This window comes from Micromonospora foliorum, assembly GCF_022229015.1.
In the GTDB taxonomy this organism is placed as follows: Bacteria; Actinomycetota; Actinomycetes; order Mycobacteriales; family Micromonosporaceae; genus Micromonospora; species Micromonospora foliorum.
Window position 1 is genome coordinate 1 of sequence record NZ_JAKKFF010000338.1, and the last position, 13859, is coordinate 13859.

Annotated in this window: 13 protein-coding genes; 5 read left to right on the top strand and 8 right to left on the bottom strand. The window is 72.1% G+C overall.

The window, feature by feature from the left end:
• Positions 1-711: peptidylprolyl isomerase (locus PSH25_RS23390; protein WP_238661114.1), on the top strand; the 711-nt coding region annotated here is incomplete at its 5' end.
• A gap of 129 nt (positions 712-840) precedes the next feature.
• On the opposite strand, the gene PSH25_RS23395 is transcribed toward PSH25_RS23390, so the two are convergent.
• Positions 841-1878: a LacI family DNA-binding transcriptional regulator gene (locus tag PSH25_RS23395; protein WP_238661115.1), complete on the bottom strand. Its 1038-nt coding sequence runs from the start codon at positions 1876-1878 to the stop codon at positions 841-843.
• A gap of 240 nt (positions 1879-2118) precedes the next feature.
• Between PSH25_RS23395 and PSH25_RS23400 the strand changes: the two genes are divergently transcribed.
• Positions 2119-2961, top strand: a complete 843-nt coding sequence (locus PSH25_RS23400) for a M15 family metallopeptidase (protein WP_238661116.1) — start codon at positions 2119-2121, stop codon at positions 2959-2961.
• Positions 2962-2964: 3 nt separating this feature from the next.
• Here PSH25_RS23400 and PSH25_RS23405 read toward each other — a convergent pair whose 3' ends face one another.
• Entirely contained in the window at positions 2965-4152 is a 1188-nt protein-coding gene (locus PSH25_RS23405; RefSeq protein ID WP_238661117.1) for a spore photoproduct lyase family protein, read from the bottom strand.
• 158 nt (positions 4153-4310) lie between these two features.
• On the opposite strand from PSH25_RS23405, the gene PSH25_RS23410 reads away from it, so the two are divergent.
• The gene (locus tag PSH25_RS23410; RefSeq protein WP_238661118.1) at positions 4311-5621 is read left to right on the top strand and encodes an RICIN domain-containing protein; all 1311 of its coding nucleotides are present in this window, start codon (positions 4311-4313) and stop codon (positions 5619-5621) included.
• Here the strand turns inward: PSH25_RS23410 and PSH25_RS23415 are convergent.
• Complete coding sequence (locus PSH25_RS23415; RefSeq protein ID WP_238661119.1) at positions 5616-6623, bottom strand: helix-turn-helix transcriptional regulator; 1008 nt, start codon at positions 6621-6623, stop codon at positions 5616-5618. The genes PSH25_RS23410 and PSH25_RS23415 overlap by 6 nt on opposite strands.
• Positions 6624-7003: 380 nt before the next feature.
• On the opposite strand from PSH25_RS23415, the gene PSH25_RS23420 reads away from it, so the two are divergent.
• Positions 7004-8203, top strand: a complete 1200-nt coding sequence (locus PSH25_RS23420; protein ID WP_238661120.1) for an RtcB family protein — start codon at positions 7004-7006, stop codon at positions 8201-8203.
• Positions 8204-8257: 54 nt separating this feature from the next.
• On the opposite strand, the gene PSH25_RS23425 is transcribed toward PSH25_RS23420, so the two are convergent.
• Positions 8258-9253, bottom strand: a complete 996-nt coding sequence (locus tag PSH25_RS23425) for a zinc-dependent alcohol dehydrogenase family protein (protein WP_238661121.1) — start codon at positions 9251-9253, stop codon at positions 8258-8260.
• A gap of 130 nt (positions 9254-9383) precedes the next feature.
• Between PSH25_RS23425 and PSH25_RS23430 the strand changes: the two genes are divergently transcribed.
• Positions 9384-9962 (top strand): CGNR zinc finger domain-containing protein, encoded by a 579-nt coding sequence (locus tag PSH25_RS23430; protein WP_238661122.1) that lies wholly within the window; start codon positions 9384-9386, stop codon positions 9960-9962.
• Positions 9963-9981: 19 nt separating this feature from the next.
• On the opposite strand, the gene PSH25_RS23435 is transcribed toward PSH25_RS23430, so the two are convergent.
• From PSH25_RS23435 to PSH25_RS23450, 4 genes are all read right to left on the bottom strand, one after another.
• Positions 9982-10773 (bottom strand): maleylpyruvate isomerase family mycothiol-dependent enzyme, encoded by a 792-nt coding sequence (locus PSH25_RS23435; protein ID WP_238661123.1) that lies wholly within the window; start codon positions 10771-10773, stop codon positions 9982-9984.
• 113 nt (positions 10774-10886) lie between these two features.
• Positions 10887-12380, bottom strand: a complete 1494-nt coding sequence (locus PSH25_RS23440; protein ID WP_238661124.1) for an MFS transporter — start codon at positions 12378-12380, stop codon at positions 10887-10889.
• Between the two features lie 33 nt (positions 12381-12413).
• Positions 12414-13043: a TetR/AcrR family transcriptional regulator gene (locus PSH25_RS23445; RefSeq protein ID WP_238661125.1), complete on the bottom strand. Its 630-nt coding sequence runs from the start codon at positions 13041-13043 to the stop codon at positions 12414-12416.
• Positions 13044-13179: 136 nt separating this feature from the next.
• The coding region (locus PSH25_RS23450; RefSeq protein ID WP_238661126.1) for a Gmad2 immunoglobulin-like domain-containing protein at positions 13180-13859 on the bottom strand (680 nt) is incomplete at its 5' end.

Below are 13859 nucleotides of genomic sequence, written 5' to 3' on the forward strand. Positions count from 1 at the left end.
GGCCCGTCGGCCGCCGCGGAGCGCGTCTCCGCCGCGTCGGCCACCGTTGTCGACACCGCCACCCGACCGCCGCGCACCACCCACGGCCCGTGCGCGTACACCGAGACCCCGGACGAACCCGCGGCCCGGCCGGTGCCGCTGCCGCCCGACCCGCGACGCACCCCGGCCCGGGGCAGCGTCCGGGTGACCCTGGCGACGAACCACGGGCCGATCGGGTTGACCCTGGACCGGGCCGCCGCGCCGTGCACGGTGCAGAGCTTCCTGCACCTGGTGAGCAAGCGTTTCTACGACCGCACCCCGTGCCACCGGCTCACCGCGTACCCGACGCTGAGCGTGCTGCAGTGCGGTGACCCGTCCGGCACCGGTGAGGGCGGCCCGGGCTACCGGTACCGCGACGAGTTGCCGACCGACCTGCCGCCCGCGCCCACCGACCCGACCGGGGAGCGCCGGGTGTACGCCCGGGGCGTGCTGGCCATGGCCAACGCCGGGCCGGACACCAACGGCAGCCAGTTCTTCCTGGTCTACGCCAACTCCGCGCTGCGCCCCAACTACACGATTTTTGGCGAGGTCGACGGGGCCGGCCTGGCCACCCTGGACCGGATCGCCGCCGGGGGAGTGGCGCCGACCGCCGAGGACCCGGCACCGGTCGACGGCGCGCCCGCACTGCCGGTGACCATCCGCAAGGCCGTCCCCTGGCACCACCACCACTGACCGTGCGGCGCGGTGGGTGACCGCCGGTCGCTCACCGCGCCCGCCGTGGGTGACCCTCGGTCGCCCGGGCCGGAACTTTCGGGAACGGACCGGAACCGGTCCAACCGGTTTCCGGCGCAGTGCCGGCCGTCACGCCGACGCGGGCGACCCGGTCGGCGGGGCGGCGGTGCTGTCCCGAACGACCAACTCGGTGGCGAGTTCCACCCGGGGTGAGTCGATGCCCTCGCCCTGGGCCAGGCGCAGCACGGTCCGGGCCGCCAACCGTCCCATCTCGACCAACGGTTGGCGCACGGTGGTCAGCGGCGGTGAGGCCCAGCGGGCTTCCGGCAGGTCGTCGAAACCCACCACGCTCACGTCGTCCGGGACGCGCAGCCCGCGGCGCCGGATGGCCTCGTAGACACCGAAGGCCATCTGGTCGCTGGCGGCGAAGATGCCGGTCGGCGGGTCGGCGAGGTCGAGCAGCGCCGTCCCGCCGGAGAACCCGGAGGCGTGGTAGAAGTCGCCCGGGTAGACCAGCTTGTCGTCCACCGGCACCCCGGCGGCCTCCAGCCCGGCCCGGTAACCGTCGAGCCGCGCACGGCTGCACAGCAGGTGCGTCGGCCCGGCCACGAAACCGATGCGTCGGTGCCCGATCGCGAGCAGGTGTTCGGTCGCGGCGAGCCCGCCGGCCCAGTTGGTGGCGCCGATCGTCGGCACGTCCATGGCCGGTACCCCGGCCGGGTCGACGACCACCACCGGCACGTTGAGGCGACGCAGTTGCGCGTGCAGCGGCGGGCTCAGGTGCGAGGTCACGAAGATGACGCCGTCGGTGGCCCGGGTGCGCAGGTTCTGCAACCACTGCCGGGCCGCGGTGGGCTGCCGGTGGATCGCGGAGACCACGGTGCCGACGCCCGCGCCGTGCCCGACATCCTCCACGCCCCGGATGATCTCCACGGCCCAGGGGCTGTCCAGGTCGTTGAAGACCAGGTCGACGAGGCCGGCACGGCGAACGCTACGGCTGGTACGACGCCGGTAGCCGTGGTGGCGCAACAACTCCTCGACCCGCTCCCGGGTGTCCGGGGCCACATCGGAGCGACCGTTGAGCACCCGTGACACGGTCGGCACCGACACCCCGGCCTCCCGTGCGATCGCGGTGATGGTCACCCTGCGTCCGTCGTCCGCGCCCACCCGCGTCTCCTTCACCGAGCCGGAGGAACGACCACAAGTCGGTCGCCCGCCGTGTGTCCCGAAACGGCGTGCCCGTTCCACGCGTCATCTTGCCTCACGGACGGGGGTTGACGACATGCCAGGCCGACCGAAGCTTCGCTGCGTTTGCGGAAAAGTTCCGGAGTTTTTTCGGTCACTTTCGGCTGGCGTACCACATGGATCCGGGGATGGCGGCCCCGGCCGGGCTGATAGACAGGAGCCGTGCGCTACCGCCTGGCCGTCGTGTTCGCGCTCGCCGGGCTGCTCGGCGGCTGCTCGCGGCCGCAGCCCCGGCCCACTCCCACCGCGTCGCCGCCGACGTCGGCGAGCCCCACACCCGCGCCGACCCCGTCCGCCTCCGTCGCGGCGCCGCTGCCGGGGTTCGTGGTGCTGACCGACCTCGACCCGCGCATCCACGCCGACATCCGCTACGCCACGCCGCACAACTTCGTCGGCCGGCCGATCGCCGGCTACCACGAGCCGCTGTGCCTGCTCACCAGGAAGGCGGCCGAGGCGTTGCGCCGGGTGCAGGACGCCGCGCTGGCCGGTGGGCACAGCCTCAAGGTGTACGACTGCTACCGCCCGCAGCCGGCGGTGGACGACTTCGTCGCCTGGTCGAAGCGCCCCGGCGAGCAGCAGACCAAGGCCGAGTTCTATCCGGACCTGGCCAAGAGTCGACTCTTCGCCGACGGTTACATCGGCGCGCCCACCGCCCACAGCCGCGGCAGCACCCTGGACCTGACCCTGGTCGACGAGCCCGCCGCCAGCCAACCTCCGTACCGGGTCGGGCAACCGCTGGTCGCCTGCACCGCGCCGCGCCAGCAACGGTTCCCGGACAACAGCATCGACATGGGTACGGGCTTCGACTGTTTCGACTCGCGGGCGCACACCGCCGACCCCCGCGTCACGGGGGCGGCGCGGGACAACCGCCGGTTGTTGCAGCGGCTGATGGCCGACGCCGGGTTCGTCAACTACGACCGTGAGTGGTGGCACTACAGCCTGCGCGACGAGCCGTACCCGGACACGTTCTTCGCCGCCCCGGTCGCCCGCTCCTCGGTCGGCTGACCGTCAGGTCCAGTAGAGGATTCGGCAGGCTGGCACGCGAGCGGTCAGCTCGGTGGTGAACCAGTCGCGCAGCTCGGCCATCTGCTCACGGGGGTAGACGTACTTCACCGCGCCGAACCTGCCGTGCTTGCGGGTGCGGGACTCCTCGTCCATCTCCAGCCGGGTACGCGGATACCAGCCGAGCAGCACCTCCTTGCTGCCCGGCGTGAACCGGTGGGTGATCAGCTCGGCGGTCAGGTCCAGGTCCGGCACCCCGTCGACCGCCGCGCGGACCTGGTCGAGCAGTTCGCCGTAGCGGTCCCGCCAGTCCGGCAGCGCGATGATCGGCGCGATGGTCAGCCCGACCGGGTAGCCGTCGAGGGCGAGCCGGCGCAGCGCGGCCAGCCGGTCCGGCACCCGGGCGGTGCCGCCCTCGAACCGTTCGCTCACCGGGGCGCAGTTGACGCTGAGGCGGACCCGGGTCCGGCCGGCGTGCGGCAGCCCGACGAAGGTGTCCACATCGGCGTACTTGGTGGTCCAGCGCAACTGCACGGGGGCGTCCCAGTCGGCGAAGTGCTGCACCGCGCGCCGCCAACTGCCGGTCAGGTGCTCCAGGGCGAGCGGGTCGGTGTAGCAGGACGCCTCGAAGGTGGTGCCCTCGTCGGCGCGCCGCGCGTTGCGGCTGGTCACCGTCCCGCGCCCGGCGTACGCGGCCAGCCCGGCGAGGATGTCGTCGAGGTCCGCGTACACCCGGGTCACCGGTGGGCCGGACAGGGAGCCGGCGAGGTAGCAGTACTGGCAGTGCGCCGGGCAGCCCTCGGCCAGGTCGACCCGCCAGTCGGCGCTGGGCGCGATGGGTTGCAGGACGCGCCGCGAGGGTGGGCTCACCACGATCGCCATGGTCGACTTGGCCCGGGAGTACGTCTCCCGGTCGGTCTGCCCGCGTACCCCGGTGAGCCGGTTGGCGCGCAGGTGTTCCACCTCGATGCCCAGTGCCCGCACCCGCTCGACGATCCGTTGGCCGTGCGGGTGGTCGAGCGCGGCGGGGGTGGCCACCACCCGGCTCGGGGTCCAGCGGCGCGCCGACCGGGCCGCCGGCGCGAGGTCGGCCAGGTCGCGGGTGGGCACCCGCTCGCCGCTGGCGTCGTGCGGCGCGGCGGGCACGTCCACGGCGAGCGGCTGGTCGACGTCGACGGCGTCTGGGCTGGTCATCCGGCCGGGGTACCCGTTGCCGCAGGAATCCCACCCGATCGGTCGCCCCGCGATTGACGCCGCCCAACCGGAGCGCATAATCTTTCATCTATCTGTAAACCTTGTGAACAGATTCACATCGACGCGGCGGCGCGCGTCCCGACCGAAGGGACGATCAGGTGATCGCAGAACTCTCCTCCCGTACCAGACGGATCCTGTCGTTGTTCGTCGCCCTGGTCGTCGCGTTGACCGCCGGTCTCGCGGTCAACGCCTCGCGTAGCGCGCAGGCCGCGCCGACGTTCAAGGTCCTGGCCTTCTACAACGGCACCTGGGACGCCGCGCACATCGACTTCGTCAGGGACGCCCGGGCCTGGTTCCCGCAGGCTGCCGCCCAGTACGGTTTCTCCTGGGAGGCCACCAACAACTGGGGTCTGCTGAACACCGCCAACCTGGCCCAGTACAAGGTCGTCATGTTCCTGGACGACGCGCCGCCCACCGCGCAACGGGCCGCGTTCCAGCAGTACATGCAGAACGGCGGGGCGTGGCTGGGCTTCCACGTCAGCGCGTGGACCGACAACCCGTCGAGCTGGAGTTGGTACTACAACACCTTCCTCGGCACCGGCTCGTTCCAGACGAACACCTGGGGACCCACCCGGGTCACGATGCGCGCCGACAACCGCACCCACGCCGCCACCCGCAACCTCCCGGCGACCTTCCCGTCGTCGATCAGCGAGTGGTACTCCTGGAGCAACGACCTGCGGCAGAACCCCAACATCGACATCCTCGCCTCGGTCGACCCGTCCAGCTTCCCGGTCGGCACGGACCCCAACCAGTCCTGGTACGGCGGCTACTACCCGCTCGTCTGGAGCAACCGGCAGTACAAGATGCTCTACGCCAACTTCGGCCACAACGCGATGAACTACAGCACCAACACCGGGCTGTCCTCCACCTTCGACAGCGCCCAGCAGAACCAGCTGCTGATCGACGGGCTGCACTGGCTCGCCGGTGTCGGCACCGTCCCCCCGACCACGCCCCCGCCGTCCGACGGCACGATCTCGCCGACCGTCTGGCACACCGCTGTCAACCGGGGCAACGGCAAGTGCGTGGACGCGCGGGCCGCGGCCAGCGCGAACGGCACGGCCATCCAGCAGTACGCGTGCAACAGCAGCTTCGCCCAGCAGTACCAGTTCGTGCCGACCAGCGGCGGGTACCTGCGGGTCAACAACCGCAACAACAGCGCCCAGGTGCTCGACGTGACGAACCGGTCGACCGCCGACTCGGCGCCCATCCAGCTCTGGTCCTACAGCGGCGGCAACAACCAGCAGTGGCGGGCCGAGCCCGAGGGCGGCGGCTACTACCGCCTGGTCAACCGCTCCAGCGGCAAGTGCCTCGACGTGCCGGGCGGGTCCACGGCGGACAGCGTCCAGCTCGTCCAGTACACCTGCAACGGCACCGCGGCGCAGTCCTTCCGGCTGGTGCCGCAGTCATAGCTCCACCGCCACGTCCGCGCCGGGGTGCTCCGCGACCCACCCCGGCGCGGGGCCGGCGGCGCGGGCGAACCGGGCGGCGACGTCCCGGATGACGGCGCGCAGCTCCGGTGGGTCGAGCACGTCGAAGTCGACAGCCAGGGTGCCGAGGAAGGCGGCCAGATTGCCCAGCGACTCGCCGCCGGTGTGCAGCAGGCAGGCCCGCTCGTCGATCGCCTCCAGCAGGCCCGCCGTGGTGGGGATCCGCTGCGCCATCGTCTCGGCCGAGGCGTGCAGACGTACCCGGGCGGGGTGTGGCCAGGCCGTGGAGCCGACGCCGCGCAGCACGTGCGCGACCGCGTCGCCACCGGGCGGTTCCCGCGGCGCGAAGCGCGGGCCGGTCGGCACCCGCGGCCGGAGCCGGTCGGCGCGGAAGGTCCGCCAGTCGGCCCGGTCGGTGTCCCACCCCAGCAGGTACCACCGCCGACCGGTGTAGACCAGACGGTACGGCTCGACGTCGCGCACGCTGACCGCGCCGTCATGCCCGGCGTAGTCGAACCGCAGCCGCTCCCGGCGGTGCACGGCCGTGGAGACGGCGGTGAGCGTGTCGGCGTCCACGGTCGGGCCACCGCCGGCGGCGGAGACGGTGGCCGAGCGAAGGGCGTCCACCCGGTGCCGCAGCCGGGACGGCAACGACTGCTCCAACTTGGCCAGCGCCCGCAGCGAGGTCTCCTCGATGCCGGTCACCGAGCCACCCGCCGCGGCCCGCAGCCCGACGGCCACCGCCACGGCCTCGTCGTCGTCGAGCAGCAGCGGTGGCAGCGCCGACCCGGCGCCGAGCCGGTAGCCACCGGCGACCCCCGGGTGTGACTCGATCTGGTAGCCCAGCACCCGCAGCCGCTCCACATCCGTGCGTACCGTGCGGGTGGTGACCGCGAGCCGGTCGGCCAACTCGGCGCCGGACCACTCCCGGCGCACCTGCAGGAGGGTCAGCAGCCGCAGCAGGCGCACGGAGGTCTCCACCATGTCCGCGAGTCTGCCCTACGGCCGGGGGGATACCGGCCCGCGCGGGGATATCCATTGCGGACGCGGCGCAGCGCTCCTACTCTCGTCGGTGCACCGTCAACCGATCAAACCAGGAGGGAGCACGCCATGTCGCGACGCGTCCGCACCGATGCCCGCCGGTGCCTGCTCCCCGCCGGCACCCCTCTGCAGACCACCGCCAAAAACCGTGCCTACCGCCCATTGCGGCGCAACGAGCCGGGGTGGCGCGACTGACGCCGACGCTGACGCGTCCGCCGGCCGCCCATCCCACCGGGATCGGGCGGCCCTTTCGTATCCGCGCACTGCCGCTGGCCGGTCAAGTCTGATCATTATCGGTCACCGCACGACATAAGGAGTCCATCATGGGATTCACCCCTCTCGCCGGTACCCGGGCACCCGTCCGGGTCTGGACCGACCCGTACGCCATCGAGCCGCAGGCGGCCAAGCAGCTGCGCAACATCGGCGCGCTGCCCTGGGTGCAGGGTGTCGCCGTCATGCCCGACGTGCACTTCGGCAAGGGCGCCACGGTCGGCTCGGTGATCGCGATGCGGCAGGCCGTCTCGCCGGCCGCGGTCGGCGTCGACATCGGCTGCGGGATGTCGGCGGTGCGTACCTCGCTGACCGCCGCCGACCTGCCGGACGACCTGGCCGGGCTGCGCTCCGCGATCGAGGCCACCATCCCGGTCGGTTTCGCCCAGCGCAAGGACTCGGTCGACACCCGTCGGATCCGGGGCCTGGAGCAGGCAGGCTGGGACGACTTCTGGGGCCGGTTCGCCGGCCTGGACCGGCGGGTGGCGCAGCTGGAGACGCGGGCGCAGCGGCAGATCGGCACCCTCGGCGGGGGCAACCACTTCATCGAGGTCTGCCTGGAGCAGGGCGGCGCCGACGAGGGGCGGGTCTGGCTGATGCTGCACTCCGGGTCCCGCAACATCGGCAAGGAGCTGGCCGAGCGGCACATCGGGGTGGCCCGGGGGCTGCCGCACAACGCCGACCTTCCGGACCGGGACCTGGCCGTGTTCCTCGCCGGAACGCCGGAGATGGACGCGTACCGGCGGGACCTGTGGTGGGCGCAGGAGTACGCGCGGCGCAACCGGGCGGTCATGCTGGCCCTGCTCTGCGGCGTGGTGCGTGAGCACTTCCCGCAGGTCTCCTACGACGAGTCGATCAGCTGCCACCACAACTACGTCTCCGAGGAGAGCTACGACGGGGTGGAGGTGCTGGTGACCCGCAAGGGCGCCATCCGGGCCGGTCGGGGTGACCTGGGCATCATCCCCGGGTCGATGGGCACCGGGTCGTACGTCGTGCGGGGGCGGGGAAACCCGGACGCGTACTGCTCGGCGTCGCACGGGGCGGGTCGTCGGATGTCCCGGGCGCAGGCCAAGCGGACGTTCAGCACGGAGGATCTGGCCGCACAGACCGCCGGGGTGGAGTGCCGCAAGGACGCCGGGGTGGTCGACGAGATCCCCGGCGCGTACAAGGACATCACCGAGGTGATGGCCCAGCAGGAGGATCTGGTCGAGGTGGTCGCGCACCTCAAGCAGGTGGTCTGCGTGAAGGGCTGACCCGGTCGCCGCGAACCGGCCGGCCCGCGTGGGAACGCGGGCCGGCCGGCGGTCTCACGCGGCGGCGTCGAACCTGAAGAGCACCTTGCCGGTACGCTCCGGCGACGCGTTGCGGGCGAACGCCTCCGCATAGCGGTGCAGCGGGTACGTCGAGTCGACCGGCACCGCCAGCTCACCTCGCGCGACGAGGTCGACGAGATCGCCGATCACCTTCTCGATCTCCGCCCGGGGTGCGGTGTGGAACCAGTTCACCACCCACAGGCCGCGCAGGCTCAACTCGCCGTAGACGAGGTTGCCGAGGGGGATCGCGGGCGGTTCGCCGGTCGCCGACGAGTAGCTGACGACGGTGCCGCCGGGCTCCAACCCGGTCGCGAGCGCCCCGGCGGTGCTGCCGCCCGCGCCGTCGAGCACCAGGCGCAACCGCTGGCCCGCCAGTGCCTGGGCGGTTCGCTCGGCGAGGTCGTCGCCGTCGACCAGGACGATCTCCCCGCCCGCGGCCCGAGCTTCCTCGGCGGCCTTCTCGCTGCGGACGACGCTGATCGTCCGGATGCCGGCGATCCGGGCGAGGGTGATCACGGACCGGGCCACGGCCGAGTTGCCGAGAGTCTGGGCGATCCAGTCTCCCGGCTTGAGGTCCACGTACCGGGTGAGCATCAGGTGGGCGGTGATCGGGTTGATGGTGAGCATCGACAGTTGGGCGGCGTCGATCCCCTCGGGGACGGCGACGACGTTGCGGGCGGGGACGACGACCTGGTCCGCCCATGCGCCCTGCTCGTAGCTGCCCAGGATCACCACGCGCCGCCCGGCGAGGGCCGGCTCGGTGGCGGCGCCGGTTTCCCGTACCCGGCCCACGCCTTCGCTACCGATGAAGCTGGGGAGTTGCGGCTGGACCGCGTACCAGCCGTTGGAGAAGAGGCCGTCGACCGGGTTGATCGGTGCCGCCTCCATCTGGAGGAGCACGTCGTCGGGGCCGACGGTCAGGTCCGGCTGCTGTTCCAGGCGGACGTTCTGGGCGTAGTCGCCGACACCGGTGAGGATGAGCTGGCTCATGGGACGAACTCCTAGCGAGGGTCGATCAGGCGTAATTGGCTTAACGCCTTTGACGCTTACGAAGCTAGCAGTAGACGTCCGGGGATGTAATGGGCATGGGATCTTGACCACTTAGAGATAGGCTGGCGGCATGGCAACCAGCACCGCACGTACCAACGACGAAGGGGTCGTTCCGCCTCCGGCGGCGGCAATCGTGGACCTGCTCAACTCGCGCGCGTACGCCGGCCGGCCGGACAAGCTCGACACCCCGGCGTCAGCCGAGGCGGTGCTCCGTCCCTTCGGTCAGGAGGGTGCGCCGACGCCGCAGCGGCTCGATCTGGTCCGCGCCCTGCGCGCCGACCTGCTGGCGGTGACGGGTTCGTCCGACCCCGCCGACAGCGCGGGCAACTGGGCGGCCTTCTCGGGACGTGCCTCGTCCGTCACGTTCCAACAGGACTTCGCCAGCCCAGGTCAGGTGCGACTGCGGCAGATCACCGGCGATCCGGTGGTCGGCGGCATCACCCAGCACGTCGCCACGATCATCGCCGAGGGCAACTGGTCACGCCTACGGTTGTGTGCCAACGAGGTCTGCCGCGCCGCGTTCTACGACACCACGCGCAATCGCAGCCGCCGCTGGCACTCCTACGGCTACTGCGGCAACCGCACCAACGTCGCCGCCCACCGGGCCCGCTCCGCCGCGAGCGACGACACTGTCGCCGCCAAGGGCTGAGCGGGGCCCGGAGGAGGGATCAGAAGCCGACGAAGACCCGGCGCAGGTCGTCGAGGGTCACCGAGCCCGTCACCTGCACCCCGTCGGGGGTGTGCTGGGCGCCCAGCCGTCCGGTCGCCAGCCGCAGCCACGCCTCGGCCGGGGCCACCAACTCGCCGTCGGGACGCTCCGGCGCGTCGACGATCTCGACCTTCTCGCCCAGCCGCAGCCCGAACGTCCGCTCGGGCGCGTGCAGCCGGACCAGCAGGGTGGCCTCCCGCCCGGCCAGCTCCTGCGGTCGGCTGGTCCAGGCCAGCATGCCGCCGATCTGGTCGAGCAGCAGCCCCACCGCCCCCGGCGTCACCGCCGCGAACGGGTTGAACGCCACCTCGGTGTCCCACTGGTGCAGGGCGAACTCGCTGAGCCGGAACCGGGCCGCGGTGGCCACGTCGACCGGCTCCGGCAGGAAGCCGAGGTCGATCCGCATCGAGGCCCGGGTCTCGGCGTCCAGCGCCTCGTACGCCTCGACCAGCCGCTCGTTGGCGGCGAGGAACCCGGCGGCGTGCTCGGCCGGCGGCATCGCGTCCCAGCGTGCCCAGACGCCACGGTTGAAGTCCCCGTCCGGGCCGGGCGCGCCGGTGCGGGCGGCGTCCAGCGTCGCCAGGTTGATCTCGGCGCCGCTGCCCAGGTGGCTCAGCACCTGGGAGACCTGCCACTCGCTGGCCCCCGACGGCCGGAGCAGGTCGTCTTCCTTGAGGTCCCGGACGAGCGCGGCGAGCTCCTCGTGGCCCGCGCGCAGAGCTGTGATGATCTGGTCAGCAGGGGTCGACATGGGTCTCCTCAAACGGATTTTCGACGATGGTCGGGACGTTACCGGACGTGGCCGCCGGCCGGCCCGCCCCAGGGTCGGGGCGCTCCGGCCGGCGGCCACGTCGGTCGGCTGGCTCAGCCCATGTGCACGGTGTTGCCGGTCGGGATGTCCTCCTTGCGGACCTTCACCAGGACCAGGGTGGCCAGGCCGGCGAGCACGATCAGCGCCGCGCCCCAGGCGAAGGCCACCCGGTAGCCGTGCACCAGCGCCTCGACCTGGTTGACCGGGTTCGGCGCCCGACCGACCAGATAGGCGGCGACGGCGCTGGTGTAGAAGGTGTTCAGCAGCGCGGTGCCGAGCGAGCCACCGATCTGCTGGGTGGCGTTGAGCGTCGCGCTGGCCGCGCCGGCGTCGTGCTCCGGCACCCCGACCAGGGCGAGGCTGGACAGCGGGACGAAGGTGAAGCCCAGCCCCAGGCCCAGGATGACCTGCGCGGGCAGCAGGTGGGTGAGGAACGGGGTGTCCACGTCGATCTGGGTCAGCACCAGCATGCCCAGGGCGGCGAGCACCGCACCGGCCACCATCAGCGGCTTGGCACCCAACCGGGGCATCAGCTGGCTGGCGCCACCCGCGGCGATCAGCACACCGGCGGTGACCGGCAGGGACGCGAGACCGGCTTCGAGGGGCTTGTACTGCAGCACCACCTGGAAGTAGAAGGTCAGGAAGAGGAACGCCCCGAACAGGCCGGCGCCGATAAGCGTCGAGGTGAGGAACGCCCCACCCCGGTTGCGGTCCAGGATGATCCGCAGCGGCAGCAGCGGGTGGCTGGAGCGCAGCTCGATCACCACGAAGGCGGCGAGCAGCACCAGGCCCGCGGCGATGAAACCGAGCGTCGCGGTGGCGTCCCAGCCGTCCTCGGCGGCCTTGGTGAAGCCGTAGACCAGCGAGACCAGGCCGGCGGTCACCACGATCGCACCGGGTACGTCGTAGCGGGTGTTGCCGTGGGCCCGGCTCTCCGGCACCAGCGGGAGCGCGAAGGCGATGGCGATGGCGGCGACCGGAATGTTGACCAGCAGGCACCAGCGCCAGTCGGCGTACTCGGTGAGCACCCCGCCGAGCAGCAGGCCGACGGCCGATCCACCGCCGGCGATCGCGCCGTACACCGCGAAGGCCTTGGCCCGCTCGGTGGCCTCGGTGAAGAGAACGGTGAGCAGAGCCAGCGCGGCCGGGGCGAGCAGCGCGCCGAAGGCGCCCTGCAACGCGCGGGCGGCGAAGAGCATCTCACCGGTGGTGGCCAGACCGCCGAGGGCGGAGGCGAGCGCGAAACCGGTCATGCCGACCAGGAAGGTGCGCTTGCGCCCCCAGTAGTCGGCGATGCGACCGCCGAGCAGCAGCAGACCACCGAAGGCCAGCGTGTAGGCGGTGATCACCCACTGCCGGTTCGCGTCGGTGATCCCCAGGTCGGCCTGGGCCTGCGGCAGCGCGATGTTCACGATGGTGGCGTCCAGGACGACCATCAGCTGTGAGACCGCGATGACCGCCAGCGCGATCCATCGCCGCGGGTGCGGTGCGCCTGTCGACGTCCCGGCGTTGGGCGCGCCGGGCGCGGTCGAGGTGGTTCCGGGCATGGTGAAGCCTTCCGTGTTGCGAATATCGGTGAGTCAGGCCGGAGTCGGACGGTCGTGCTGATAGCGGAGCACCGGGATCAGCACCTGGTCGACAACCTGGGTGAGGAACGCGTCATCGGCGGGTAGGCCGTGCGCGACGATGCGGGACATGGTGAGCGCGGGAGCCAGGTCGTGGAACAACTCCCGCTCGCCGGCCTCCGGCGGGATCTCCCCGCGGGCGGCGGCCCGGACCAGGATGGCGGTGCTGGCCACCCGCCCGGCCGGCAGCACCTGGTGACGTACCAGGCGTTCCAGCTCGGGGTTGGTCCGCATGGCGAAGGTCAACGCCTGCATCAGGTCGCAGTCGGCAGTGCAGATCGCGGCCGTGGCCCGCAGCAACTCGATGAGGTCTCCGCGCAGCGAACCCGTGTCAGGCGGGTTGTGCACACCCACGTGGCGGTCTCGCAGGGCGGCGACGACCAACTCGGCCTTGCCGTCCCAGCGCCGGTAGATGGTGGCCTTGCTGACGTGGGCGCGGGCGGCGACGGCGTCGATCGTCATCCGGTCGAAGCCGACCTCGCGCAGGGTGTCGATGACGACGGTGAACAGGTGGCTGTCGGTGCAGCGCGGACCCCGGGCTGCCGGTACCCCGGCACCCGCGCCCACCTGCTGACCACCCAGCATCCCGACCCCCCGTGAAACGATGTCGTACTGACCCTAGTTCGCGGTTGGCTGATCGTGCAGGTTTTCGTGACTTGCCTCGCACCGAGTCGACGAAACGATTGCGTTTCCACCGGGAGTCCGGCGGGTGAACGGGTGGTCAGCCGCCGGGGGCGAGGAACACCGGCACGGCCATCGTGTTGACCCGCGCGCCGTTGTCGGCGGACACCTCGTACACCTCGACCGTGCCCTGCTGTTCGCGGGCCGTGCGCCAGCCGACCACCACCCGGTAGCCACCCCGGCAGCCGCTGCCGCAACTGGCGGTGCCGAAACCGGTGGCCACCTCCCGGCCGGCGGCGTCCAGCACCCGGACGCTCACCGTGGCCTCGAACACGGTGGCGGTGCCGGTGACGACGAGCGGGGCGAAGACGCGTTCGCCGGGAATCGGGCCGGTGACCACGATCGGCGCCAGCAGGTCCGCGTAGTCCGCCCGGTCGACCGGGGCCGCGTCGTCGAGGCGGACCTGACGCACGGTGGGGAACTGGGTGAGCGTCCACACCACCTGCGCCTCGCGCAGCCGCCGGGTGGCCGGGTCGCCGACAGACGGCACCCGCAGCGTCGCCACACCGTCGGCGATGCGGGTGACCTCGACGCTGGCCGGAAGCAGGGTGGTCATTCCGGTGACGGCCTCGGCCGGGTTCGGCCCGGCGGCCAGTTCGGTCAGCGCCAGCCGGGACGTCGCGACCGTGGCCGGTCGGGTGCGCCGGGTCGGCACGAGCTGCCCGGCGCGGACGTACCACAGCTCGATGGTCACCGGCTCCGGCCGGCGCGTGCCGGCGG

Excerpts from the sequence above, each read along its gene's own strand:
- PSH25_RS23440 (WP_238661124.1), bottom strand. The coding sequence starts at position 12,380 with ATGCCCGGAACCACCTCGACCGCGCCCGGCGCGCCCAACGCCGGGACG.
- PSH25_RS23425 (WP_238661121.1), bottom strand. The coding sequence starts at position 9,253 with ATGAGCCAGCTCATCCTCACCGGTGTCGGCGACTACGCCCAGAACGTC.
- PSH25_RS23405 (WP_238661117.1), bottom strand. The coding sequence starts at position 4,152 with ATGACCAGCCCAGACGCCGTCGACGTCGACCAGCCGCTCGCCGTGGAC.
- PSH25_RS23415 (WP_238661119.1), bottom strand. The coding sequence starts at position 6,623 with ATGGTGGAGACCTCCGTGCGCCTGCTGCGGCTGCTGACCCTCCTGCAG.
- PSH25_RS23445 (WP_238661125.1), bottom strand. The coding sequence starts at position 13,043 with ATGCTGGGTGGTCAGCAGGTGGGCGCGGGTGCCGGGGTACCGGCAGCC.
- PSH25_RS23420 (WP_238661120.1), top strand. The coding sequence starts at position 7,004 with ATGGGATTCACCCCTCTCGCCGGTACCCGGGCACCCGTCCGGGTCTGG.
- PSH25_RS23435 (WP_238661123.1), bottom strand. The coding sequence starts at position 10,773 with ATGTCGACCCCTGCTGACCAGATCATCACAGCTCTGCGCGCGGGCCAC.
- PSH25_RS23430 (WP_238661122.1), top strand. The coding sequence starts at position 9,384 with ATGGCAACCAGCACCGCACGTACCAACGACGAAGGGGTCGTTCCGCCT.